21 protein-coding genes are annotated in these 22,117 nt (G+C 62.4%); 12 read left to right on the top strand and 9 right to left on the bottom strand.

Annotated elements, in window-relative coordinates; translation table 11 throughout:
- On the bottom strand, positions 1-630 hold the full coding sequence (thiE, locus tag MF6394_RS08265; RefSeq protein WP_044268936.1) for a thiamine phosphate synthase: 630 nt from the start codon (positions 628-630) through the stop codon (positions 1-3).
- A 30-nt stretch (positions 631-660) separates the two neighbouring features.
- Positions 661-1,458, bottom strand: a complete 798-nt coding sequence (locus MF6394_RS08260) for a hydroxymethylpyrimidine/phosphomethylpyrimidine kinase (RefSeq protein ID WP_044268934.1) — start codon at positions 1,456-1,458, stop codon at positions 661-663.
- 276 nt (positions 1,459-1,734) lie between these two features.
- Between MF6394_RS08260 and MF6394_RS08255 the strand changes: the two genes are divergently transcribed.
- From MF6394_RS08255 to MF6394_RS08240, 4 genes are all read left to right on the top strand, one after another.
- Positions 1,735-4,131 (top strand): hybrid sensor histidine kinase/response regulator, encoded by a 2,397-nt coding sequence (locus tag MF6394_RS08255; RefSeq protein ID WP_078466469.1) that lies wholly within the window; start codon positions 1,735-1,737, stop codon positions 4,129-4,131.
- Positions 4,132-4,302: 171 nt separating this feature from the next.
- Positions 4,303-5,955, top strand: coding sequence for an acyl-CoA dehydrogenase family protein (locus MF6394_RS08250; RefSeq protein WP_078466468.1), 1,653 nt, complete (start codon positions 4,303-4,305; stop codon positions 5,953-5,955).
- 185 nt (positions 5,956-6,140) lie between these two features.
- Positions 6,141-7,613, top strand: coding sequence for an AMP nucleosidase (gene amn, locus MF6394_RS08245; protein WP_153475217.1), 1,473 nt, complete (start codon positions 6,141-6,143; stop codon positions 7,611-7,613).
- A 71-nt stretch (positions 7,614-7,684) separates the two neighbouring features.
- Complete coding sequence (locus MF6394_RS08240) at positions 7,685-8,320, top strand: pseudouridine synthase (protein WP_078466467.1); 636 nt, start codon at positions 7,685-7,687, stop codon at positions 8,318-8,320.
- On the opposite strand, the gene MF6394_RS08235 is transcribed toward MF6394_RS08240, so the two are convergent.
- A complete protein-coding gene (locus MF6394_RS08235; RefSeq protein WP_016773053.1) occupies positions 8,315-8,524 on the bottom strand; it encodes a DUF2788 domain-containing protein in 210 nt (69 codons plus the stop codon). The two genes, MF6394_RS08240 and MF6394_RS08235, sit on opposite strands and share 6 nt — an antisense overlap.
- 227 nt (positions 8,525-8,751) lie before the next feature.
- Complete coding sequence (locus MF6394_RS08230; protein WP_003194418.1) at positions 8,752-9,231, bottom strand: Lrp/AsnC family transcriptional regulator; 480 nt, start codon at positions 9,229-9,231, stop codon at positions 8,752-8,754.
- Positions 9,232-9,658: 427 nt separating this feature from the next.
- Here MF6394_RS08230 and MF6394_RS08225 point away from each other — a divergent pair, with 427 nt between their 5' ends.
- A complete protein-coding gene (locus MF6394_RS08225; RefSeq protein WP_047711852.1) occupies positions 9,659-10,540 on the top strand; it encodes a DUF6515 family protein in 882 nt (293 codons plus the stop codon).
- Here MF6394_RS08225 and MF6394_RS08220 read toward each other — a convergent pair.
- Together MF6394_RS08220 and MF6394_RS08215 are read right to left on the bottom strand one after the other, a co-directional pair.
- On the bottom strand, positions 10,537-11,430 hold the full coding sequence (locus MF6394_RS08220) for a cation diffusion facilitator family transporter (protein ID WP_047711851.1): 894 nt from the start codon (positions 11,428-11,430) through the stop codon (positions 10,537-10,539). The two genes, MF6394_RS08225 and MF6394_RS08220, sit on opposite strands and share 4 nt — an antisense overlap.
- Positions 11,431-11,439: 9 nt before the next feature.
- Positions 11,440-11,859: a hypothetical protein gene (locus tag MF6394_RS08215; RefSeq protein ID WP_014720057.1), complete on the bottom strand. Its 420-nt coding sequence runs from the start codon at positions 11,857-11,859 to the stop codon at positions 11,440-11,442.
- Positions 11,860-12,063: 204 nt separating this feature from the next.
- Here MF6394_RS08215 and hrpB point away from each other — a divergent pair, with 204 nt between their 5' ends.
- On the top strand, positions 12,064-14,574 hold the full coding sequence (hrpB, locus tag MF6394_RS08210; protein ID WP_047711850.1) for an ATP-dependent helicase HrpB: 2,511 nt from the start codon (positions 12,064-12,066) through the stop codon (positions 14,572-14,574).
- Here the strand turns inward: hrpB and MF6394_RS08205 are convergent.
- Both MF6394_RS08205 and MF6394_RS08200 read right to left on the bottom strand, forming a co-directional pair.
- Positions 14,571-15,662: an endonuclease/exonuclease/phosphatase family protein gene (locus MF6394_RS08205; RefSeq protein ID WP_078466466.1), complete on the bottom strand. Its 1,092-nt coding sequence runs from the start codon at positions 15,660-15,662 to the stop codon at positions 14,571-14,573. The genes hrpB and MF6394_RS08205 overlap by 4 nt on opposite strands.
- Before the next feature lie 41 nt (positions 15,663-15,703).
- A complete protein-coding gene (locus MF6394_RS08200) occupies positions 15,704-16,363 on the bottom strand; it encodes a YciC family protein (RefSeq protein ID WP_034133780.1) in 660 nt (219 codons plus the stop codon).
- A gap of 181 nt (positions 16,364-16,544) precedes the next feature.
- Here MF6394_RS08200 and MF6394_RS08195 point away from each other — a divergent pair, with 181 nt between their 5' ends.
- The 4 genes from MF6394_RS08195 (at position 16,545) to MF6394_RS08180 (ending at position 18,998) form a co-directional block, all read left to right on the top strand.
- Positions 16,545-17,258, top strand: a complete 714-nt coding sequence (locus MF6394_RS08195; RefSeq protein WP_044268915.1) for a DUF2076 domain-containing protein — start codon at positions 16,545-16,547, stop codon at positions 17,256-17,258.
- A gap of 119 nt (positions 17,259-17,377) precedes the next feature.
- Positions 17,378-17,854: a LabA-like NYN domain-containing protein gene (locus MF6394_RS08190; RefSeq protein WP_003194396.1), complete on the top strand. Its 477-nt coding sequence runs from the start codon at positions 17,378-17,380 to the stop codon at positions 17,852-17,854.
- Between the two features lie 25 nt (positions 17,855-17,879).
- Entirely contained in the window at positions 17,880-18,491 is a 612-nt protein-coding gene (locus MF6394_RS08185; RefSeq protein ID WP_047711848.1) for a 3'-5' exonuclease, read from the top strand.
- Positions 18,492-18,734: 243 nt separating this feature from the next.
- Positions 18,735-18,998 (top strand): hypothetical protein, encoded by a 264-nt coding sequence (locus MF6394_RS08180; RefSeq protein WP_057711043.1) that lies wholly within the window; start codon positions 18,735-18,737, stop codon positions 18,996-18,998.
- Positions 18,999-19,185: 187 nt separating this feature from the next.
- Here the strand turns inward: MF6394_RS08180 and MF6394_RS08175 are convergent, their stop codons facing one another.
- Positions 19,186-19,647, bottom strand: a complete 462-nt coding sequence (locus MF6394_RS08175) for an Lrp/AsnC family transcriptional regulator (RefSeq protein ID WP_047711847.1) — start codon at positions 19,645-19,647, stop codon at positions 19,186-19,188.
- A gap of 160 nt (positions 19,648-19,807) precedes the next feature.
- Between MF6394_RS08175 and yedA the strand changes: the two genes are divergently transcribed.
- Both yedA and MF6394_RS08165 read left to right on the top strand, forming a co-directional pair.
- Positions 19,808-20,704 (top strand): drug/metabolite exporter YedA, encoded by an 897-nt coding sequence (gene yedA, locus MF6394_RS08170; protein ID WP_003194388.1) that lies wholly within the window; start codon positions 19,808-19,810, stop codon positions 20,702-20,704.
- Positions 20,705-20,752: 48 nt separating this feature from the next.
- Entirely contained in the window at positions 20,753-22,087 is a 1,335-nt protein-coding gene (locus MF6394_RS08165; RefSeq protein WP_078466465.1) for a DEAD/DEAH box helicase, read from the top strand.
- Positions 22,088-22,117: the final 30 nt, after the last annotated feature.

The following is a 22,117-nucleotide window of genomic DNA, read 5'->3' as shown; positions in this document are numbered from 1 at the left end:
CTAAACTGAAGATTTAAGAAGGTCGTTGAACGCACGGGCGCGGCGGGTGACTTCCTGGGTGCTGTCGGCACCGAACAGGCCATGGACCACGGCGAGCAGGTCGGCCCCGTGGGCCACCAGCGGCTCGGCGTTTTCCAGGGTGACGCCGCCGATCACGCAGATCGGCAGGTGCAGGCGCTTGCGGGCCTGGGCCAGCATGTCAACGGTGGCGGCAGGTGCGCCGGGTTTGGTCGTAGAATTGAAGAAGCGGCCGAAGGCGACGTAGCTGGCGCCTTCTTTGGCGGCCTGTTCGGCCAGTTCGATCTGGCTGTGGCAGGTGGCGCCGATGATCGCCTTGGCGCCGAGCAGTGCCCGGGCCGAGGTCAGCGGGCCGTCGGTCTGGCCCAGGTGCACGCCGACGCCCAGGCGCGCGGCCAGTTCGGCATCGTCGTTGATGATCAATTGAGTCTTGTAGCGCGAGCACAGCTCATGCAGCTTTTCGGCTTCACGCAGGCGCCGTGCTTCGTCGCTGCTTTTGTCGCGGTACTGCAACAGGGTGACGCCACCGTCCAGCGCCGCCTCGACGTAGGCGAGGAATTTGCCGGCCAACAGCTGGCTGTCGGTAATGGCGTAAAGGCCGCGTAGTTTCATCGGGCAAACCCCTTGCTGACGAGCGATAAGTTACGAGCAGAAATCCAGCGGCAATCGGCGCGGCACGAACTGGCCCTGGCCGAGTTGTTCGGCATCGCGCAGGGTACGCCACGTGTAGTTGAGGGCCGTTTGCACGGCGCTGGCCAAGCCTTCGCCCTGGGCAATGCGCCCGGCCAGCGCACTGGCCAAGGTGCAACCCGAGCCGTGATAACTGCCGGGCAGGCGCTGGCAGGTAAAGGTCTGGCGCGTGCCGTCGCGGCTGTACAGACGGTTGTGCACTTCGTGCTCATCGCCATGGCCGCCGGTGATCAGCAGGTGCTTGATGTACGGCAGCAGCTTCTCGGCGCAGTCGTCGGCGCTGCCGTCGGGCAGTTCCGCGAGGATCCGCGCTTCGGGCAGGTTGGGGGTGGCGATCAATGACAACGGCAGCAGCCGCTCGCGCATCGCATAACCGACCTCGTCCTTGCCCAGGCTACCGCCGCCGCCGGCGCGCAGCACCGGGTCGCAGACCACTGGCAAATGCGGGTGCGCCTGCAGCAGTTCGACCACGGTGTCGACCATCGCGGTGGAGCCGAGCATGCCCAGCTTGACCGCCGCGACTTCAGAGTCGCCGAGCACGGCATTGGCCTGGGCCAGTACCCACTCACGGTCAAGCACGCGGAAGTCGCTGACATTGACGGTGTTTTGCACGGTCAACGCGGTGACGGCCGGGGCCGCGTGGCAGCCCTGGGCGAGCAGGGCTTCGATATCTGCCTGCAGGCCGGCGCCACCACTGGGGTCGTGGCCGGAGAGACAGAGGACAACGGGGCGAGAGCAGTAGATATTCATGGTGCGCGAGCTTACCACCAAACGCTTTTTGCGTGGCTGTATGGCAATGGCAGAAGTTTGCCGCTGCGGTGTCGCTTTGCGTGGCTGAAAACCGCAATGGAAGTGGTCTGAAAGCATTGCCCTAGAGCCGTTCTAAAAAAAGTTCCAGCAGTGGCTAATGGCTTTTACTGGCTATGCTAAAGTGCATCCAAACAACTTACTGTATCGCCGGTGTACGTCTTCTCAAAAGGAATGGGGGGCTTTTGACACAACCGGACCAGGCTACGCTGGGGCTCTATGCGCTATTTGCTGATTTTTTTATTGTGCGGGCTGCCGATGCTCGCCAGCGCCGTCGAGTTCAACCAGAACACGCGAAGCCTCCCGTTGGGCCGGGTCATGCAAGTGCTCGAAGACCCAACCGATGCCCTGACCATCGCCGATGTCAGCTCTCCCGCCTATGCCGCCCAGTTCAAGACCCATGACAAAGACACCCTCAATGCCGGCTATTCGCGCTCGGTGTTCTGGCTGAAGGTCAACCTGCACTACACCGCCACAGATCCCCGCGCACCACGCACCTGGTTTCTGGAACTGGCCTACCCGCCGCTCAATCGCCTGGACCTTTACCAGAACGACGGCACCGGGAATTACCGACTCACCGCCCGCACCGGCAGCGCGTTGCCGTTTTCCAGCCGAGAGGTGAGCCAGAGCAACTACCTGTTCAAGCTCAGCTTCTTGCCCGACCAGCAACAAACCGTCTACCTGCGCTTGCAAAGCCAAGGTTCGATCCAGGCACCGCTGACATTATGGGCCGGCACCGCCTACATGGAGGAGCAGCCGCTGCGCTTGTACGTGCTCGGCGCCATCTACGGTGTGTTGCTGGGCATGCTGATCTACAACCTGTTCATCTACCTGAGCGTGCGCGACACCAGCTACCTCTATTACATCCTCTATATCGCCTCGTTCGGCTTGTATCAGCTGTCGGTCAATGGTGTGGCGGTGGAGTACTTCTGGCCGAACAACCCGTGGTGGGCGAATGCCGCGGTGCCCTTCCTGATTGGCTCGGCGTCCTTGTTCGGCAGCCTGTTCGCGCGCAGCTTCCTGCACACCGCGCAGCACAGCCGCTGGCTCAACCGTATTCTGCTGGCGCTGGCGGCCTGTGGTGGGGTGGTGATGGCGCTGGCGCTGTTGACCAGTTACGCCGTGGCTCTGCGCCTGGCCACTGCGCTGGCGCTGGTGTTTACCGTGACCATCTTCGTGGCGGCCATCAAGGCCTGGTACTGCGGGCAGCGCATGGCGCGTTATTTCATCATCGCCTGGTCGGCCTTCCTGCTCGGCGGGGTGGTCAATACCCTGATGGTGCTGGGTTACCTGCCTAACGTGTTCCTGACCATGTACGCCAGCCAGCTCGGCTCGGCCATTGAAGTGGCGCTGTTGTCCCTGGCCCTGGCCGACCGCATCAACGGCATGCGCGAACAGCAGGCACAGATTCTGCTCGATGCCAGCCAGAAACTCGAAGCGCTCAACCAGCAACTGGCCCGCAGCAACCGCCTCAAAGACGAATTTCTCGCCACCCTGACCCACGAACTGCGCACGCCGATGAACGGTGTGATCGGCTCGTTGGAGCTGATGCAAACCGTGTCATTGGACGATGACATGACGCAGTACCAGCAAACCGCCGCCGGCTCGGCGCGGGACATGATGCGCATGGTCAACGGCATTCTCACCCTCACCGAGTTGCAGGCCGGTCGCCTGGTGGCCCAGCCGCAAGTGTTCAGCCTGCGCGGCACGCTCGACACCTTGCGCCAGCAGTTCACCGGCAGCGCCCAGAGCAAGGGCCTGGCGTTCTCCATTGATATAGCCGATGAGGTGCCGGATCGGCTGATCGGCGATGCCGACAAACTCCTCCAGTGCCTGGATTGCCTGCTCGATAACGCCTTCAAATTCACCCACGTCGGCGCGGTGCGTTTGCGCGTGGTGGGCGTGCCCCAAGGGGACGGCGCCTTGCACCTGAGCTTTATCGTCACCGACACCGGTATCGGTTTTGCCTTTCTCGATGAAGCCACGCTGTATCAGCGTTTCTTCCAGCTCGATGGTTCGATGACGCGTGAATACGGCGGCCTGGGCATTGGCCTGGCGATCTGCCGGCAGTTGATCGAACTGCTGGGCGGGCGTCTGACCCACCATTCGGAACCCCGTAAAGGCAGCCGCTTCCAGTTGGAAGTGGACGTCTCGGTGCCGCAGCAGATCACGCCCGCCACGCAAACGCTGCCTGCACAGCGTGCGCCTCAGGAATGCACGGTGCTGCTGGTGGACGACAACAGCGTGGGCCAACTGGCGGTGCGTGGCATGTTGCTCAAGCTCGGTTACCGGGTCAAAACCGTGGACAGCGGCCCGGCAGCCCTCGCTGCATTGCAAGGGCACAGCTTCGACGCCGTGCTGCTGGATGTGCCAGAGGGTGGTTTCTCGTTGTGCTGTCAGATTCGCGCGTTACCTGGCTGCGGTGAATTGCCGGTGATCGCCCTGAGCACTTCGCCCAATGGCCCGGAGCGTGAGCGCTGCCATGGCATTGGCATGACGGATCGGCTGGCCAAGCCGGTGCGTTTCGATGCCTTGCAGGCGGCGCTTGAGCGCAGCGTGCTGTGCGCGGATGAGGGTGAAAGCGCCGAACATTCGGCGCGTATGCCACTTTTTTAAGCGCAGTGGCAGTGCTTAACTGAAAAAACCGGCCTCAATCGATCTGTGTTTTTTTGTAGGAGCGAGCTTGCCCCCTCCTGGGTTAGCGCGTTGCGCTCAGGTTTTTCGCGAGCAAGCTCGCTCCTACAGGCAGCCTGAAATCGATGCGGCCTTTTTTCCAGGAGGCCCGTCATGAACCTGCATCAGTTTGCCGAAACCCACGACGTCACCAACCAGCCACCGTCCCTGGACGGCACCAACCTGTATCGCATCGACGTGCCTTTGCAGGAATGGTCGCGCCGCTTTGGCGCTAGCTGGGCCGAGTCGCGCATGGATGCCTACGGCGCGCTCGCGGGTGGGCCGTTGATGGCGGCCGGGTTCCTGGCCAACCAGAACAAGCCGGTGTTCAGCAGCCACGACCGTTATGGCCATCGCATCGACCTGGTGGAGTTTCACCCGGCTTATCACGAACTGATGCGCACCGCCGTCGAACATGGCCTGCCGTCGTTGCCGTGGGCCTATCCGCAGGCTGGCGCGCATGTGGCGCGTGCGGCGATGACGTACCTGCACAGCCAGGCCGAAGCCGGTAGCGGTTGCCCGCTGACCATGACCTTCGCCTGCGTCCCGGCCCTGCGCCTGCAACCGGAGTTGGCGGACCTCTGGCTGCCGAAGATCCTCAATACCCAGTACGACCCACGCAATGTCGGCATCGCCCACAAGGCCGGCGCCACTATCGGCATGGCCATGACCGAGAAGCAGGGCGGCACCGACGTGCGCGCCAACACCACCCGCGCTTACCCCGTGGGCGCGGGCGGCCCCGGCCAGGCCTACGAACTGGTGGGGCATAAATGGTTCTGTTCGGCGCCGATGTGCGATGGCTTTCTGACCTTGGCCCAGACCGACAAGGGCCTGACCTGTTTCCTGCTGCCTCGGCACCGCCCGGATGACACGCGCAACGAGTTCTACATCCAGCGCTTGAAGAACAAACTCGGCAACTGCTCCAACGCCTCCAGCGAAGTGGAATTTCGCGGCGCCCTGGCGTGGATGGTCGGTGAAGAAGGCCGCGGCGTTCCAACCATCATCGAAATGGTCGCCATGACCCGTTTCGATTGCATGGTCGGCTCCAGCGCCTTGATGCGCCAGGCGCTGACCCAGGCCAGCCATCACTGCGCCCATCGCCAGGTGGGTGGCCGCGTGCTCAGCGAGCAGCCGCTGATGCAGAACGTGCTGGCCGACCTCGCCCTGGAAAGCGAAGCGGCCCTGGCCTTGAGCCTGCGCATGGGGCGCGCCCTGGATCATCTCGATGATGCGCATGAAGCCAAATTTGCCCGGCTGGTCACGGCCGTGGGCAAATACTGGATCTGCAAGCGCGCACCCGCGATGATCAACGAAGCCGCCGAATGCATGGGCGGTGCCGGGTATGTGGAGGACAGTATCCTGCCGCGCCTTTACCGCGAGGCACCGGTGAATTCGACGTGGGAAGGTTCCGGCAATGTGCAGTGCCTGGACGTATTGCGTGCACTGTCCAAAGAGCCCGGTGTGCTTGAGGTGCTGTTTGTCGAACTGGGCGATGGCCACGGCCACAAACAGTTGGCGCGGCATATCGAGCAGTTGAAGGCAGCGTTCATGGACACCCAGGACATCCAGTATCGGGCGCGGCAACTGACCGAGGACATTGCCCTGGCGTTGCAGGCCAAGTTGCTGTTGGAGGCGGGTAATGCGGCGGTGAGCGATGGGTTTATTGCCAGCCGGCTGGGTGAATCGTCGGGGCGCGTATATGGCACCTTGCCGCGTGGCGTCGACGTGGAAGCAATTGTCGCCCGCTCAACCCCGCAATCGCTCTGAATAAACACAATCCAAATGTGGGAGCGGGCTTGCTCGCGAATGCGGGGGGTCAGTAACTGAATAGGTAACTGATACACCGCATTCGCGAGCAAGCCCGCTCCCACATTATTTACCGCATTCCAATCCTGTGGTTTCGGTGAAGCCTGGATACAGGCAAGATAAAGGCCTGCAAGTCAGAACACAGGATGCTTACCGTGACCGAAGCTTTTGTTGTCGTTAAAACCGCCGAAGAAGCCGTGGACCGGCTGGCGGCGCTGCATGAGCGTGCCACTGGCGCGCTCAACCAGGCGCTCAAGCAATACCTCAAGGACCGCGTCGAGCCCGACGCCGCGCAGCGCGCATTGTTTCGCTACCCGGAACTGCGCCTGACCTACCACTGCCACGGTGAAGTGCCACAGACCACTCGGGCGTATGCCAAGGTGCAACTGCCGGGTACCTACAGCGTCACCGTGACCCACCCGGCCGCGTTCCGTAAGTACCTGCTGGAGCAACTGGTGCCGCTGATGCACGACTTCACCGTCACGGTGGAAGTGGGCGTCAGCCAGCAGAACATTCCGTACCCCTATGTGGTGGAGCAGGGCGATGAACTGGCCGGCTCCGGTGTTACCGCCGCGACCCTGGCTCGCGTGTTCCCCAGTACCGACCTGTCTGCCGCCACCGATGGCATTGCCGATGGCCTGTACGACTGGGAAAACACCGACCCGCTGCCCCTGGCCCTGTTCGATGCCGCCCGCGTGGACTTTTCCCTGCGTCGCCTGGTGCATTACACCGGCAGCGACTGGCGCCATGTGCAGCCGTGGATCCTGCTGACCAACTACCACCGCTACGTGGACCAGTTCATCTTGCATGGCCTGGAACAACTGCGCAGCGACCCGCGGTTCATCCGCATGGTGCTGCCCGGCAATGTGGTGATCGACAAGAGCATGGACCACGGCGAAGCCTCGGCCATTGCCGCCGGCGTGGTGTGGCACCGCTACCAGATGCCGGCGTATCACCTGCAAGCCACTGATGGCCACGGCGTGACCCTGGTGAACATCGGCGTGGGCCCGTCCAACGCCAAGAACATCACCGACCACCTGGCTGTATTGCGCCCGCATTGCTGGCTGATGATCGGCCACTGTGGCGGCCTGCGCCAATCCCAGACCATCGGCGACTACGTACTGGCCCACGCCTATATGCGCCGCGACGGAATTCTCGACCGCGTGGTACCACCGAACATCCCGATCCCGGCCCTGGCCGAAGTGCAGTTGGCGCTTCAGCAGGCGGCGGCCAAGGTCACTGGCGAAAAAGGCGAAGAGCTGAAAAAACGCCTGCGCACCGGCACGGTGCTGACCTACGACGACCGTAACTGGGAACTGCGCTGGGCTCAGGAGCGGCCGCTGATCAACCTGTCCCGCGCCGTGGCCGTGGACATGGAAAGCGGCACCATCGCTGCCCAGGGTTACCGTTTGCGCGTGCCTTACGGCACCTTGTTGTGCGTATCGGACAAACCCTTGCACAGCGAGATCAAGCTGCCGGGCTCGGCCAACGCGTTCTATGAGCGTGCGGTCAGCCAGCACTTGAAGATCGGCATCGAAGCGGTCGACCTGTTGCGCACCGAACTCAACTCCCTGCACTCGCGCAAACTGCGCAGCTTCGACGAGCCGCCGTTCCGCTAAGCGGTTGGGATGGTCATTTAGCGGTCAGGCCACTAGCATTGTCGGTCCTGACCGTTAGATGTTCCTTTGCCATGTCCCGTCCCACTCGTCCCGATTCACGTCGCCCTGGCGTGAAACCTCCGCACTCTGCCGCTCGCCGCGTTGCCAAGGCGCCACCGGCCGAGCCGAAGTTGATCCTGTTCAATAAACCTTTCGACGTGCTGACCCAGTTCAGCGACGAAGGCGGGCGTGCGACGCTCAAGGATTTTATTGATATTCCCGGTATTTACCCGGCAGGGCGCTTGGACCGGGACAGCGAGGGCCTGCTGCTGTTGACCAATGATGGTCAGCTACAGGCGCGGATTGCCGACCCCAAGCACAAACTGGCGAAAACCTACTGGGTGCAGGTAGAAGGCGAGCCCACCGAAGAGCAACTGCAACGCCTGCGTGACGGCGTGGAGCTCAACGACGGCATGACCTTGCCGGCCGAGGCACGGCAACTGGATGAACCGGCATTATGGCCGCGCAACCCGCCGGTACGTTTTCGTAAAAGCGTGCCCACCCACTGGCTGGAATTGGTGATTCGCGAAGGGCGTAACCGCCAGGTACGGCGCATGACCGCGGCAGTAGGCTTGCCGACCCTGCGCCTGGTGCGCGTGCGTATTGGTGAGTGGTCGATCGACGGCCTGGATCAAGGCCAGTGGAAGGCGGTGCCGGCGCGCTTATAAGGCGCCGGATTCGATCAGGCCGATCACCACGCTCTTGATGATGAACGCCGCCACGCCCAGCCCCAGCACGAAAAACAGGATGAACGAACCAAAGCGCCCGGCCTTGGATTTCTTCGCCAGGTCCCAGACGATAAAGCCCATGAAAATGATCAGGATGCTGACCAGGCCAGTCATCATCCATTCTTCAAACAGGGCGGGATCGATGTTGTTCATGGGGCTCTTCCGACAAGACAAGCGAGCAGTATACGGCAGCGTCACACCGGCAACATTGACCTGAGTCCTGCACGGTCAAACGGCGGGGGGCCTGATGCCATTGTAGGAGCGAGCTTGCTCGCGAAAAACTCACAGGCGCCGCGTTCATTCAGAAGGCAGGCGTTATCGTTAACGTTTTTCGCGAGCAAGCTCGCTCCTACAGTTGGACATCGTTGTTCTCAGGTGCGCAGGTGGGTGAGGGGCAGTTCGGTGCTGTTCAATACCTGATTGAGCACAAAGCTGGAGCGCACGCTGGTCACGCCTTCAATCCGCGTCAGGTGGCCCAGCAGCAGCTTCTGATAATGGTCCATGTCCGGCACTACCACCTTCAACTGATAGTCCGCATCCATGCCGGTCACCAAACTGCACTCCAGCACTTGCGGCAGGGTGCGGATGGCGGCTTCGAAGTTTTCGAAGCGTTCCGGCGTGTGACGGTCCATGCCGATCAATACATAAGCCGTGAGGCTCAGGCCGAGCATCTTGCGGTCGAGCAGGGCGACCTGGCGGGCGATGTAGCCGTCGTCTTCCAACTGCTTGACCCGGCGTGAGCAGGGCGAAGGCGACAGGCCGATGCGCTCGGCCAGCTCCTGGTTGGAGATCCTCGCGTCGCGCTGCAATTCCGCCAGAATACTCAGGTCGTATCGGTCAAGCTTGCTCATTGGGTTGGCCTTTGTCGTAACTATTGCGGTGAATTATCCATGAAGGGTTAAAAATTGCGCAAGCACTGTTTATTGACGCAATCTTCGCAATCCTCTGCCCGCCCGGCACGCCTATGATTACCAACAGAATCACCGCCTGGACAACAGTCCACAGCAACGCGCCCAATCAGGCCCGTTGCGGCCGCCGCCCCAGCAGGGTTGAGCCGGCCTCCAGGCTGCACACTGTCCACAAGACGGCGTGAGGTGAGCCAACGTCAAAAGCGTTGAGCCAGGACGAAATTCTCAAGGGGTGGCCGACGGGTCACCCCTTTTTCTTTGTGTGCGTTTTGCCTTCAGAAAATAGTTCTCGTGACTGATAACCTGTCTCAGAACCGGGCGAGGCTTTTCCAGTCTCATGATCAAGCCCCAATCCGCAGTGAGGAAAAGCATGAAGCGCATCTGGCGTATGGCAGGTGTTGGTTTGCTGGTGGTCAGCGTCGGCTCCCAGGCGATGGCCGACGAACGCGATAACTCACCGGGCCCGGGGCATGGGCCGCAGGGGCAGCATGAACGGGGCCCCGAAGGTGGGCCGCGGCCGGAGCATAACCTGCCGATCCAGGGCCGGCCCGATACCGTGCGTCAGACTCAGGAGCCGCGCCAGGGTTATTACCGTGATATTCCCAGACGTCCCGATGACAATCGGCATTGGGAGGCCGGCGGCCCTGGTTCGCGTCCGGGTAACGATCGCCCCGGTGATAACCGCTGGCCAGGCCGCCCCGACGGGCATGGCAACGGCTGGGGCCCTGGCCCGCAACATCGCCCTGGTTATGTCATCGACCGTTTTCCCGACCGCAATTACCGCGTGCCTTACCGTGGCCAGGACTACTTTTTCTCCGGTGGCTACTGGTATCGCCCCCAAGGTCCGCGCTACGTGGTGGTGACGCCGCCCTACGGCATCCGCGTGCATTACCTGCCGGACTACGCGCGTGAAGTGTGGGTAGGCGGCTCGCTGTTGTTCCTCGCCGCAGGCGCGTATTACACCTATGAGCAAAGCACCCAGCAATACGTAGTGGTGCAGCCGCCGACGCAGGTGCCATCACCCCAGCCGGCGCCTCAAGGCAACGGCTATGACGTAGTGGCTTACCCGGCCAATGGCCAATCCCCGGCCCAGGTCCAGCAGGACGGCTACGACTGTTATCGCTGGGCGGTGCAGCAAAGTGGCTTCGACCCGCGCACCGTGACTTACGCCCCCGATCCGGCAGTGGTGCAAACCTACCGCCAGGCCCAGGGCAACTGCCTGGGCAGTCGCGGGTATCAGGTGCAGTACTAGGCCTTGTTGCCGGTGACCACTTCCCGTGGGTCGGCGTGCACCAGCACTTCGGCTTTCGGGTATTCCCGGTGAATGGCATCGGCGGCCTGGTCGCTGATGCCGTGGGCCACCGACAGGGTCAATTCCCCCGGCAATTCCAGATGCAATTGCACAAACCAGTGATTACCGGAAACCCGCGTGCGCAAGTCGTGGGCACCCAGTACGCCGGGCACGCCCCGGGCCAGTTCCAGCATGTGCTGGCTGACGTCTGGCGGTAACTCTTCATCCATCAGCACCGCAAAGCTTTCCCGGGCGATCTGGATCGCGCTCCACAGAATGTAGGCGGCGATTCCCAGGCCGAACCAGGCGTCGACCTGATGAAAGCCAAAGCCTGCCAACACCAGCGCAATCAGGATACTGCCATTGAGCAGCAAGTCTGAGCGGTAATGCAGCGAGTCGGCACGCACCGCGTTGGAGCCGGTCTCGCGCACCACGCGGTGTTGCAGCATCAGTAGGGCTACGGTCAGCGCCAGGGACAAAATAATCACGCCGATACTCAACCACGGTGCGCCGACCGGCTCCGGATGCTTGAGCCGTTCATACGCCTGCAGCGCAATCAGCACTGCACTGCCGGCGATAAACAAGGCCTGCGCCATTCCCGCCAGTGACTCCGCCTTGCCATGCCCATAGCGGTGATCGTCATCGGCCGGGCGCAGGGCGTAATGCACCGCCAGCAAGTTCAACAGCGACGTCACGCCGTCGAGCAGTGAGTCGGTCAACCCGGCGAGCATGCTCACCGAGCCGCTGAGCCACCAGGCGATGGCCTTGGTCACAATCAGCACACAGGCCACGCCCACCGAGGCGCGGGTGGCCAGGCGCAAGAGCCTGGCGTGTTCGGGGCTGCTGGTCATGGGCAGCCCTTACGCGGCAGGCTGCAGGCCCAGGGCCGCCAGTTGCTGCACGCTGCCCTTGAACTGGATCAGGCGCGGGTCATCCAGCGGCAAAGTGCGGCCGGTTTCCTTCTGGATGATGCTTTGCAGCTTGGCGTTATCGACCTTGCCGTCGGCGCCGATGGCTTCGTGCAGTTTCTCGGGGGCGACCTGGGCGGTCTTGCCCGGTTCGAAGTAAATGGCGCCCGTGGCAAAGTCGACACCGAAGGCGATCAGGCCGGGGATCACATAAAACAGCAGGCCGAGGGCATCGAGTACCGCGATGGTCGGGTCGATCTTGCCGTCGATCTGGCCACGGCGGTCGGGGTAGAAAATCGACCCGCAGGCGGTAAGTTGGCTCAGCAGGGTAACGGCGAGGACACCGCCGATGACACGGGAAGCGATACGCATGAAAAAGTCTCCTGAACGCATTTGAAGAATGACTATAAGCGAGTCTACAAGGCGATGATGTCCAAATGTGGGAGCGGTGTATCAGCCATCCGATATGTCGCAGACCCACCGCATTCGCGAGCAAGCCCGCTCCCACATCTGACTCTGTTCCCAATGGGATTATGCAGTTCGCCGTTATACTCGCCGCTCTGCTTTGGAGCCAGTATGAATTCGTTGCCGATCGATGATGTTTTACCCGCCCTGCGTGACGCCTTGGCGCATCGCCATGAAGCCGTGCTGGAAGCGCCCCCCGGCGCCGGTAAAACCACCCGCGTGCCCTTGGCCTTGTTGCATGAGCCGTGGCTTGCCGGGCAAACCATCCTGATGCTCGAACCCCGGCGCCTGGCTGCCCGTGCTGCTGCCGAGCGGCTGGCCAGTGAGCTGGGCGAAAAGGTCGGTGAGACCGTGGGCTACCGCATTCGCCTGGACAGCAAAGTCGGCCCTAATACGCGCATCGAGGTGGTCACCGAAGGTATCCTCACCCGCCGCCTGCAGGACGACCCGGCGCTGGATGGCGTGGGCCTGTTGATCTTTGACGAGTTCCACGAGCGCAGCCTCGATGCTGACTTGGCGCTGGCCTTGAGCCTCAACGGTCGCGAGCTGTTTCGCGACGAGCAGCCGCTGAAGATCCTGCTGATGTCCGCCACCCTTGAGGGCGAGCGCTTGGCGGGCTTGCTGGATGACGCGCCGATCCTGCGCAGTGAAGGGCGCATGTTCCCGGTGCAGATGCGCTGGGGCCGGCCGTACCAGGCTGGGGAGTTTATCGAGCCGCGCGTGGTGCAGACTGTCCTCGAAGCCCTGCATGACGAGACCGGCAGTGTGCTGGTATTTCTGCCGGGGCAGGCGGAGATTCGCCGGGTCAACCAGCAACTGGCCGAGGCCTTGGGTGATCGCCCTGATGTGCTGCTATGCCCGTTGCACGGTGAGCTGGACCTCAATGCCCAGCGCGCCGCCATCGACCCGGCGCCGGCCGGCAAGCGCAAAGTGGTGCTGGCCACCAACATCGCCGAGACCAGCCTGACCATCAACGGCGTGCGTGTGGTGATCGACGCTGGGTTGGCGCGGGTGCCGCGTTTCGACCCCGGCAGCGGCATGACCCGCCTCGACACCCAGCGCATCTCCCGCGCCAGCGCCACCCAGCGCGCCGGCCGGGCAGGGCGGTTGGAGCCGGGGGTGTGTTACCGGTTGTGGTCTGAAGACCAGCACGACGGTCTGGCTGCTTATGGCAGTGCGGAAATCCTCGCCGCCGACCTGGCAGGGCTGGCCTTGCAACTGGCCCGTTGGGGCGTGACGCCCAACCAATTGGTGTGGCTGGACGTACCACCGACGGCCGCATATGCCCAAGCTCAGGACCTGTTGCAACGCCTCGGTGCATTGAACGAAGAAAACCTCACCGCCCATGGCCAGAAGATGGCGGAGTTGCCGGCTCACCCGCGTATCGCCCATCTGTTATTGCGTGGCCAGGACCTGGGTCTCGCCGCCACCGCCTGTGACGTGGCAGCCCTGTTAGGCGAGCGCGACATCTTGCGCGGCGGCGGTGCCGATTTGCACAGCCGCCTGGCGCTGATGTCCGGAGAAGAGCGTGCGCGCGGCACTCAAGGTGGCGTGCAGCGCGCCAAGCAACTGGCCCGGCAATACCGTGGCTACCTGCGGGGCAAGGCGACCCAGCCGGTGGACAACCCGGACCACCCGCGCTGGCTCGGCGCCTTGCTGGCACTGGCCTACCCAGACCGCGTCGCCCAGCAACGCCGCCCCGGTGGCGCTGAATACCGTCTGGCCAATGGCCGAGCGGCGCTGTTTGCCGAAGCCGACAGCCTGATGAAACAACCCTGGCTGGTGATCGCCGACCTGGGCAGCCGCCAGGGCCAGCGCGAAGAACGCATCTACCTGGCGGCGGATTTTGATCCGGCGCTGTTCGATACGGTGCTGGCCGAGCAAGTGCGCAACGTCGACCAACTCGACTGGGACGAGCGCGAAGGCGTCTTGCGCGCCGAGCGCCAGCGTAAAGTCGGCGAGTTGGTACTCAGCCGTGAACCCTTGACCGGCCTCGACGAGTCCGCCCGCAGCCAGGCGCTGGTCAACCTGGTGCGCCGCAAAGGCCTGGAACTGCTGCCCTGGACCCCGGAACTGCGCCAATGGCAAGCCCGTGTGATGTTGCTGCGCCAACTGGATGCGGGCAACACCAGCGAGTGGCCCGACCTCAGCGACAAGGCCCTGCTCGCCAGCCTGGAGCATTGGCTGATGCCTTACCTGGGCAAGGTCTCGCGCCTCAGCCATTTCGCCAATCTGGATATTTCCAGCTACCTGCACAACCTGCTGCCCTGGCCCTTGCCCCAACGCCTGGAAGAGCTGGCGCCGCAGCATGTGAAAGTGCCGTCGGGCTCCTCAGTGCGCCTGGACTACAGCGAGCAGCCGCCGATTTTGGCAGTGCGCTTGCAGGAATTGTTCGGGCTGGCAGACACCCCGCGCATTGCCGGCGGGCGCCTGGCCGTGAAGCTGCACCTGCTGTCCCCGGCGCGGCGGCCGGTGCAGGTCACGCAGGATTTGGCGAACTTCTGGCGCAGTACCTACGCCGAGGTGAAGAAGGATTTGAAAGGGCGCTACCCCAAGCATTACTGGCCGGATGACCCGTTGGTGGCCGAAGCGACGGCTCGGATCAAGCCTCGCAAACCCTAACGACAAAGATCCAATAGGTGGGAGCGGGCAATGACCGGCAAATGGTTGGAGATGCGCAACGTGTCTTCCTGCCTCACCTTTGCCTCTACCCGCTTGATGCGCGGGCTGTAGAACAGGTAATCCAAGGTGCGATCCGGCCCGTCCAGGCTTGGGTCGTTGGGGAAGTGCGTCAGCCATTTTTCGCGATCAACCCCGCTGGATTCGCTATTGCGCGGGATCATCGGGTACTTGTCCCACAGCAGGTGCAGCTCGCTGTCCGGCGAATACTGCCCGCGCTTAGCGGCGTCCAGGCGCAGGTATTGGCCCAGTGGCAGCAGGTTGAAATCCCCGCCGATCAACCAGGGCGTGCCCCGGCCTTCGAACTTGTCCAGCAGTTTGGCTGTGGCTTGCACCTGTTGTTGCGCGGCCGAGCGGCCAGGTGCGCCGCCGTCCAGGCGTGTATTGAGCACGGCCAGTTGGCCGCCATCGCTCAAGGGCAGGTAAGTCAGCAGCAACGCAGGTTTAGGCTGGAACTGGCGGCTGATGAAGTTGGCTTCGGCGGCCGGCAGTTGCAGGCGTTCGGCGTGTTCGATCTGGTAGCGGCTGAGTGTCGCCAGCTTGCGCCCGACGCTACCGAAGATAGGCAGGCTGGGCACAAAGTCGGCCTTCCAGTCGAACGCCTGAGTGCTGCACGGGTACAGATCCACCAGGCGCTCCTGCAACAGCGCAAGCTGGTCCTGATAGTGGGAAGGCTTGGCGCCTTCGTCGACTTCCTGCAACAGCAGGACGTCAGGCTGTTCGTCGCGAATCACCCGCGCCACTTCGTCGAGGCTGAACGCCATGTCTTCGACGGTGGGGCGATCGTCCGGGCCGCTGCCATCCGGGGTGTCGTACCAGAACACGTAGTTCTTGCCCGCCAGGTATTGCACATTCCAGGTCATGACCTTGAGCGCCTGCCCCGGCAACAGCGTCGGCGCGCGGGGTGCCACGCAGCTGACGGGCAGGGTTTCTTTGTCGGCAGGGCGCCAGGTCAGGCTGTAGATCAGCGCGGCCAGCAGGCCGGCGATGATCAACAGGCTCAACAGGGTGATGCGCAATAAACGGGTCATCGGCTCGGCTTATATGCGTGTCAGAAGAGCCACGGAGCATATCACCGCACGTCGGCGTCGCCACCGATCAGCATGAATAAACGGAACAACACCACGCTGGTAAACAGTTGCAGGAAGCTGTGGGCGCTGTCCATCAGCAGCCCCAGCAACGGCGCCGGCTCAGGGTACGCCGCTACGCTGGCGCCCTTGAGCAGCCACAACGGCGTCATCACGCACAGCAGGCACACCAGGATGCGCCAGAAATGCCCACGGGTCAGGCGCAGGCTTTCTTTCATCGCCGCTAACGCCGGCATGCCGCGCAATACCAGCAGGTATTCGGCAAACGCCAACACCACCATCAGCCACAAGCCCGGCAGGAAATACAGCGACAGCCCCAGCAGAATCAGCAAGGTGCTCATGGCCGTCAGCAGGGCGAAACGCGGCCACAGGCTCAAGGCCATGGCCCACACATCCTTGGTGCGCGGCGACTCACCGCGGGTGCGGGCGTCGAGAAACAGGATCAAGGCGCCGGTGTACAGCGGGTACACCAACAAACCCACGACCACGCTGTAGCCGGGAAACGCATCCGGGCCCAGCGTGTGGTCCAGCACCTGTTGCAGCAAGGCTTCGAGGATCACCAAGGGCAGGCACAGCTGGACGATGGCGCCCAGGTTGCGCTGGGTAAAACGGAAAGAGTCGCGCAAAACGTCTAACGGATTCATCAGGGTCATCACAGGCCTGGAAGCAGAGGGCGACACTTTAACCGATCAGGCTCAAAGGGGCGCAAACGTAAACCTTGAGTAAAGACCATTGAAACAACTCGTAACATCCCCATAACTGAAACGCCCCTGGCCTGATCACAGGCGGGACGAGAATTTTTTATCGGCAATCTACGAGGTCGCCATGAACAGCGAAGAGCAAACCCTGATCGATGGACTGTTTTCACGGTTGCAGCAAGCCGAAACGGACTCAGCCCCCCGCGACGCCCAGGCCGAAGCGCGGATCAAGGAGCATATGGCTCGTCAACCCGCCGTCGGCTACTACATGACCCAGTCGATTCTGGTGCAGGAACATGCGCTGCAGAGCCTCGACGCGCAGAACAAGCAACAGGCCCAGCAGATCCAGCAATTGCAGGACGAGCTGCAACGGGCCAAGGCCACGCAACCTGCGCCGGCCAGCGGTGGTGGGTTCCTGTCGAGCATCTTTGGCGGCAGCTCCCGTGACCCACAGCCTGCGCCGAGCAACTCAGGTGGCGGCTGGCGTGAGCCGGCGCGGCCCGCTTTTGGCCAGCCAGCGCCGCAACAGAACTACCAGCCACCTCAAGCACCGGTCGCCGCACCAGCCGGCAGTGGTTTCCTAGGTGGCGCCATGAAGACCGCCGCCGGCGTGGCCGGTGGTGTGTTGCTGGCCGAAGGGATCAGCAGCCTGTTCCATCACAACTCGCAGCCCCAGGTGGTGGAAGAGATCATCGAACAACCGGCACCGGCCAGCGATCAAGGCAACTGGGGCAACGACGACCAGCAGTTCGCCGGTAATGACCGCTGGGGCAGTGATAACACCGACAGCGATTATTCGGACGATTCCTCATCCTTTGGCGACGACGATTCTTTCGTCTGACCCACGCAGACCGGAACGCTGCGGCGCTCCGGTCTGATTTTTTCCCGGAAACACTCCCTTGGCTGGCATACTGGCGCCCTTTCCGGGCGCTGGCGCCTGGCTGTCCATGAGGAAGTGCGGTGAAAAAAATTGCGGTGTTCGCCGATGTGCAAAACCTCTACTACACCGTGCGCCAGGCCTATGGTTGCCACTTCAACTACGCCGCCCTGTGGGCTGACATCAGCGCGCGCGGGCAGATTGTCGAGGCGTACGCCTATGCCATCGACCGTGGCGACAGCAAGCAGCAGCAATTCCAGCAGATCCTGCGCAACCTGGGCTTTACGGTAAAACTCAAGCCGTATATCCAGCGCAGCGATGGCTCGGCCAAGGGCGACTGGGACGTGGGCATCACGCTGGACATCATGGACGCCGCCGACCATGTCGACGAAGTCGTGCTGGCCTCCGGTGACGGTGATTTCGACATGTTGCTCGAGCGCATCATCCACAAGCATGGCGTGCGGGCCGTGGCCTACGGCGTGCCGGGGCTGACGGCCAACTCATTGATACGCGCCGCCAGTCACTATGTGCCGATCGAAGGCGCGTTGTTGCTCAAATAGATCGTAGAACGGAGTTGGAACAGGTTTGGAACGTATAGCGGTCATCGACTTTGAAACCACCGGCATCACCCCCAGCAGCCACTGCCGGGCCACGGAGATTGGCGTGGTCATCCTTGAGCGCGGGCAAATCGTGGACCGCTACCAGAGCCTGATGAACGCTGGCGTGCGCATACCGGCGTTTATCGAACAGCTCACCGGCATCAGCAACGCCATGCTGCGCAGCGCGCCACCGGCTGAGCGGGTGATGAACGAGGTCAATGAGTTCGTCGGCACCACGCCCTTGATGGCGCACAACGCCGCGTTCGACCAGAAGTTCTGGGACTTTGAGCTCGGCCTGATCCGCCGCACTCGCCTGCAGAAATTCGCCTGCTCCCTGCTCCTGGCCCGCCGCCTCATACCAGCGGCGCCCAACCACAAGCTCGGCACCCTCAACGCCTACGCCAAACTGCCCCACACCGGCCAGGCTCACCGTGCGCTGGCGGACGCGGAAATGGCCGCCAACCTCACGGCCCACCTGGCCCAGGAACTGCGCCAGACTCACGGCCTGCGTGAACTGTCCCATGACCTGTTGTGCACCTTGCAGAAAGTGCCGGCGGCGAAGATCAATGAACACCTGAAGAAACATCGCGGGTTCTAAGTACGCTGAAGATCCCCATGTGGGGGCGGGCTTGCTCGCGAATGCAGGGTGTCAGTCGCTAAATAAGTTGACTGACGCACCGCCTTCGCGAGCAAGCCCGCTCCCACAGGGGTTATGCGTCGACTATCGAGGCTGTGCGCACTCCAGCGCCTGGTCCATCACCCCGTTCATCACATCATCCGACGCATGGGCCAGGGTATCTTCGAGGCTCAGGTTGTTATTCAGGATAAAAGGCGGCTAGAAATGAAGGATCATTCGACCAGAGCCGAGATCAGCGAAAAAGTGATCCAGCTATTCGTCGATATCATCGGTTTTATCGACCGAAGCGAAGTGACGGAGCAAACCGACTTCATCCATGACTTCGACATCATTGATGACGACCTGACGTGCTTTGTCATGCAGATCAAATGGCAGTTCAAGCTGCAAGCGACGCAGGAGGATTGGGATCACATCACGACCATCAAGCAGATAGTCGATCTGATCGAGCGCAGATCAAGCCCTTTGTAGGAGCGAGCTTGCTCGCGAAGAACGCCAACGGTGACGCTGGCATCCTGAATGCACGCGGCGCCCTCAGGTCTTTCGCGAGCAAGCTCGCTCCTACAGGGGGCGGCGCGCAAGCGGTGAGGCCACTGACGCCATCGCAGGCAAGCCAGCTCCCACAGTTGACCGCGTCGCTCGGGCAGTGCGCGATCGCTCAGCCAGCATTTTTGCCATTGGTGTCCAACTGCCCCAACGGCACCCGCCGCTCTATGGCGCTGGACAAAATAATCGAGGTCTTGCTGAAGCCGAACTTCGCCACCCGGTTAATCAGGTTTTCCAGCTCGGGCATCGAGCCCACCGCCGCTTGCATGATCACGCACGGGTCGCCTGTGACGCGGTGGCATTCGGTCAGTTCGGGAATTTGCGCCAGGGCGTCGTACACCTTTTGGCTGCCATGGTTGGTCAGCCGCAACTCGATCACGCATTGAATCGGCAAACCCACTTTGGATAAATCCACCTTGGCCTGGTACCCGGTGATCACGCCGCTGGCCTCAAGCTTGGCCACGCGTTCGGCCACGGCGGGGGCGGAGAGGTTTACGGTGCGTGCCAGTTGCGCGTAGGAAGCGCGGCCATCTTCAAGCAGGGCGCTGAGGAGCATGCGGTCGTATTTGTCCATGATAAGGCTCCGGTTGCGCATCGCTTTCGAAAGCACGGTTTATAGCCTTGATAACCATGGTTTGAGAAGTGTATTGGCGTTTTAAACAGGTTTTGTAACTTAAGTTTATCCACCTTCGTTTCTAGAATAAGTCTCCCATTTCCTGCCATAGAGCCGCCCAATGCCTGGCCCACGTCGCTTTCCCTTACCGTTGATCGCCGCCTTTTTTGCGTTGTATGTGATCTGGGGTTCCACCTACCTGGTGATCCGCATTGGCGTGGAGTACTGGCCGCCGTTGTTGCTGGCGGGCATTCGGTTTTGCACGGCGGGCGCGTTGATGTACGGCTTTCTCAGGTGGCGCGGGGTGCCGGCGCCGACCTGGCCGCAGTGGAAGGCGGCCGGGATGATCGGCATTTTGCTGCTCACCGTGGGCAATGGTGGCGTGAGTGTGGCCGAACATATGGGCGTGTCATCCGGCGTGGCCGCGCTGGCGGTGGCGACGGTGCCGCTGTTTACCTTGCTGTGTGGGTTTTTCTGGGGCGCACGTAATACACGGCTGGAATGGGCCGGGGTGCTGCTGGGGATCATCGGCATTGCCATGCTCAACATGGGCAGTACCTTGCAGTCGAGCCCACTGGGCGCGGTGTTGCTGTTGATGGCGGCGGCGTCCTGGGCCTTCGGCTCGGTGTGGAGCCGCCACTTGCCGCTGCCCCAAGGCGCGATGGCCAGCGCCGCGGAAATGCTCGTGGCTGGCGTGGCGCTGCTGATCGTCAGCGCATTGTCTGGCGAGCACCTGCAGGCCATGCCGCCGCTGGAAGGCTGGCTGGCCCTGGCGTACCTCACGGTGTTCGGCTCGATCATTGCCTTCAACGCTTATATGTACTTGCTCAAGCACGTCCGCCCGGCGGCGGCGACCAGCTATGCCTATGTGAACCCGGCCGTGGCCGTGTTACTGGGGATTGTGTTCGTGGGTGAGAGCATCGGCCTGGAAGAAGCCCTGGCAATGCTGGTGATCATCAGCGCGGTGTTGCTGATCAGCCTGCCCCAATGGCGCAAGCCCAAACCCGAAATAAGGTAAACTGCCGCGCATTACGCCCTTGCGCTGAATTTTTCCTACGGTAACTACATGACTTTCGCCACCCTTGGCCTGATCGAACCCTTGCTGCGCGCCCTTGAGACGCTTGGCTACCAGACCCCGACGCCGGTGCAGGCCCAAGCCATTCCGGCCGTGCTGGCCGGTCGCGACCTGATGGCCGCGGCCCAGACCGGCACCGGCAAGACCGCAGGTTTCGCTTTGCCGCTGCTGCAACTGTTGACCATGGAAGGGCCGAAAGTCGCCGCCAACTCGGCGCGTGCGCTGATCCTGTGCCCGACTCGCGAACTGGCCGAGCAAGTACACGCCAGCGTTGCCGAGTACGCCCAACATCTGCCGCTGACCACTTACGCGGTGTACGGCGGCGTGAGCATCAACCCGCAGATGATGAAGCTGCGCAAGGGTGTGGACATTCTGGTCGCCACCCCTGGCCGCCTGATCGACCTGTTCCGCCAGAACGCGCTGAAGCTCAACCAGCTGCAAACCCTGGTGCTGGATGAAGCCGACCGTATGCTCGACCTGGGCTTCTCCGAAGAACTGGCGAACATCTATCGCATGTTGCCGAAAAAGCGCCAGACCCTGCTGTTTTCCGCGACCTTCTCCGATGACATCCGCCTGCTGGCCGGGCAAATGCTCAACGACCCGCTGAGCATCGAAGTCAGCCCGCGCAACGTCGCCGCCAACACCGTCAAGCAGTGGGTGGTGCCGGTGGACAAGAAGCGCAAGCCGGAACTGTTTGTGCACCTGATGCGCAAGGGCCGTTGGAAGCAAGTGCTGGTGTTCGCCAAGACCCGCAACGGCGTAGACGCCTTGGTGGACAAGTTGCAGGGCCTGGGGATCAACGCCGACGGCATCCATGGCGACAAACCCCAAGCCACCCGCCAACGCGCACTGGACCGCTTCAAGGCCAGCGACGTGCAGATCCTGGTGGCTACTGATGTGGCGGCCCGTGGCCTGGATATCGAAGACCTGCCGCTGGTGGTCAACTTTGACCTGCCGATCGTGGCCGAAGACTACATCCACCGCATTGGCCGTACCGGGCGTGCGGGCAACACCGGTGAGGCGATTTCCCTGGTGTGTGCCGATGAGGTGAACATGCTCTCGGCCATCGAGATGCTGACCCGCCAGACCCAGACCCGCAAGATGGAACCGGATTTCGAGCCCGAGCACCGCGTGCCGGATACCGATGCCAGCGGGCAGGTGGTGAAGAAGCCGAAAAAGCCGAAGAAGCCTAAGGCCTCTGGCGGTGGCGGCAAGCGCAACCTGGGCAAGTGGGTGGACAGTGGGGAAGTGGCCCCAGCTGAGCCTTCGATCAAGCCGGTGCGCAAGGTGCCGGTGTTTAATACCGGGCCGCGTAAGAAGAAGTGATTTTGCGCTGTGGCTGATGGCCTCATCGCA

Source organism: Pseudomonas sp. MF6394 (assembly GCF_002018845.1).
Taxonomy (GTDB): Bacteria; Pseudomonadota; Gammaproteobacteria; order Pseudomonadales; family Pseudomonadaceae; genus Aquipseudomonas; species Aquipseudomonas lactis.
Note: the sequence above shows the minus strand (reverse complement) of the source record. Positions and strands in the feature narration are given on the sequence as shown.

Coding starts and splice junctions, on each gene's coding strand:
- thiE (WP_044268936.1), bottom strand. CDS start 630: ATGAAACTACGCGGCCTTTACGCCATTACCGACAGCCAGCTGTTGGCC.
- MF6394_RS08260 (WP_044268934.1), bottom strand. CDS start 1,458: ATGAATATCTACTGCTCTCGCCCCGTTGTCCTCTGTCTCTCCGGCCAC.
- MF6394_RS08255 (WP_078466469.1), top strand. CDS start 1,735: ATGCGCTATTTGCTGATTTTTTTATTGTGCGGGCTGCCGATGCTCGCC.
- MF6394_RS08250 (WP_078466468.1), top strand. CDS start 4,303: ATGAACCTGCATCAGTTTGCCGAAACCCACGACGTCACCAACCAGCCA.
- amn (WP_153475217.1), top strand. CDS start 6,141: ATGCTTACCGTGACCGAAGCTTTTGTTGTCGTTAAAACCGCCGAAGAA.
- MF6394_RS08240 (WP_078466467.1), top strand. CDS start 7,685: ATGTCCCGTCCCACTCGTCCCGATTCACGTCGCCCTGGCGTGAAACCT.
- MF6394_RS08230 (WP_003194418.1), bottom strand. CDS start 9,231: ATGAGCAAGCTTGACCGATACGACCTGAGTATTCTGGCGGAATTGCAG.
- MF6394_RS08225 (WP_047711852.1), top strand. CDS start 9,659: ATGAAGCGCATCTGGCGTATGGCAGGTGTTGGTTTGCTGGTGGTCAGC.
- MF6394_RS08220 (WP_047711851.1), bottom strand. CDS start 11,430: ATGACCAGCAGCCCCGAACACGCCAGGCTCTTGCGCCTGGCCACCCGC.
- MF6394_RS08215 (WP_014720057.1), bottom strand. CDS start 11,859: ATGCGTATCGCTTCCCGTGTCATCGGCGGTGTCCTCGCCGTTACCCTG.
- hrpB (WP_047711850.1), top strand. CDS start 12,064: ATGAATTCGTTGCCGATCGATGATGTTTTACCCGCCCTGCGTGACGCC.
- MF6394_RS08205 (WP_078466466.1), bottom strand. CDS start 15,662: ATGACCCGTTTATTGCGCATCACCCTGTTGAGCCTGTTGATCATCGCC.
- MF6394_RS08200 (WP_034133780.1), bottom strand. CDS start 16,363: ATGAATCCGTTAGACGTTTTGCGCGACTCTTTCCGTTTTACCCAGCGC.
- MF6394_RS08195 (WP_044268915.1), top strand. CDS start 16,545: ATGAACAGCGAAGAGCAAACCCTGATCGATGGACTGTTTTCACGGTTG.
- MF6394_RS08180 (WP_057711043.1), top strand. CDS start 18,735: ATGAAGGATCATTCGACCAGAGCCGAGATCAGCGAAAAAGTGATCCAG.
- MF6394_RS08175 (WP_047711847.1), bottom strand. CDS start 19,647: ATGGACAAATACGACCGCATGCTCCTCAGCGCCCTGCTTGAAGATGGC.
- yedA (WP_003194388.1), top strand. CDS start 19,808: ATGCCTGGCCCACGTCGCTTTCCCTTACCGTTGATCGCCGCCTTTTTT.
- MF6394_RS08165 (WP_078466465.1), top strand. CDS start 20,753: ATGACTTTCGCCACCCTTGGCCTGATCGAACCCTTGCTGCGCGCCCTT.